This is a genomic window from Mycobacterium sp. SMC-21, from assembly GCF_045310825.1.
Classification (GTDB): Bacteria; Actinomycetota; Actinomycetes; order Mycobacteriales; family Mycobacteriaceae; genus Mycobacterium.
Genome location: NZ_JBJIAO010000105.1, coordinates 1 through 1,277, shown reverse-complemented (window position 1 = coordinate 1,277; position 1,277 = coordinate 1). Strand labels below are relative to the sequence as shown.

Below are 1,277 nucleotides of genomic sequence, written 5' to 3'. Positions count from 1 at the left end.
GCCGAGCCCGACGCCGAGGCTGACGATCGACCGCACGATCGCCTGCGCGTCCGGGTTGGCGCCGAGGTCGCGCACGAAGGACTGGTCGATCTTGATCTTGTCGAACGGGAAGCTGCGCAGATAGCTCAGCGAGGAATAGCCGGTGCCGAAATCGTCCAGCGAGATGCGGACGCCGAGCTCGCGCAGCTGATGCAGGATCGCAAGATTGGCTTCGGTCTCCGCGAGGAACACCGATTCGGTGATCTCGAGCTCGAGCCGCCGCGCCGGCAAGCCGGAATGCGCCAGTGCGGAGATCACGGCCTGGACCAGATTGCGGCTGCGGAACTGCACCGGCGACAGATTGACCGCGACCTTCACGTCGGCCGGCCATTTCATCGCCTCGGCGCAGGCTTCACGCAGCACCCATTCGCCGAGCGCGACGATCAGGCCGATGTCTTCGGCGACCGGGATGAATTCCGCGGGCGAAATCATGCCCTTCTGCGGGTGCCGCCCTCGGACTTGGCGCGATACAGCGCCATGTCGGCATTGCGCATCAATTCCTCCGACGTCGTGCCATCGCCCGGCGACAATGCGATCCCGACGCTGGCGCCGACCACGACTTCGAGCCCGTCGATTTGGTAAGGCGCGCTCAGAGCATCGATCAGCCGTTCGGCGAAAGCGCTCGCCTCGTTCGGCGAGACGTCGGCGGCAAGCACGATCGCGAACTCGTCGCCGCCGAGGCGGGCCGCGACATTGTCGTCGCGGACGACCTCGCGCAGCCGTTCCGCCACCAGCTTGAGCAGCCGGTCGCCCATCGGATGCCCGAAGGAATCGTTGACGTTCTTGAACAGGTCGAGATCGATGCACATCACCGCGACCCGCTTGTTGCCGCTTCGGCCGCGCTCCAGCGCCTCGCGCAGACGCTCCTGGTAGAAGTCCCGGTTCGGCAGGTTGGTGAGACCGTCATGGTGCGCCATGTGCGCGATCCGTGCTTCGGCGGCACGGCGTTCGGTGATGTCGACCACCGTCAGTACATGGATCTCGGTGCCGTCGGCCCTGATGTGGCGCCAGTCGCGGCTCGATTGATAGACGTCGCCGATCTCGCGCAAGGCGGCGCTGTGCACGCCCCGCTCGTCCTCCGGCCAGATCTCGCGCAGCGTCATGCCGAGAAATCGCTCGCGGCTGTACCCGTAGTGCTGAACGGCGGCGTCGTTGACGCTGAGGAATTCCATCGTGCCGGCGTCGAACACCCACATCGGCATCGGGTTGTTCTCGAACAGCAGGCGGAACGACACCTC

2 protein-coding genes are annotated in these 1,277 nt (G+C 65.8%); both read right to left on the bottom strand.

What is annotated here, in order from left to right; translation table 11 throughout:
• Nucleotides 1-471, bottom strand: a 471-nt coding sequence (locus ACJH6H_RS29730) for an EAL domain-containing protein (protein WP_406776392.1), incomplete at its 3' end; no start/stop codon positions are given.
• A complete protein-coding gene (locus tag ACJH6H_RS29725) occupies nucleotides 468-1,274 on the bottom strand; it encodes a diguanylate cyclase domain-containing protein (RefSeq protein ID WP_406776393.1) in 807 nt (268 codons plus the stop codon). The genes ACJH6H_RS29730 and ACJH6H_RS29725, both read right to left, overlap by 4 nt.
• Nucleotides 1,275-1,277 lie beyond the last annotated feature (3 nt).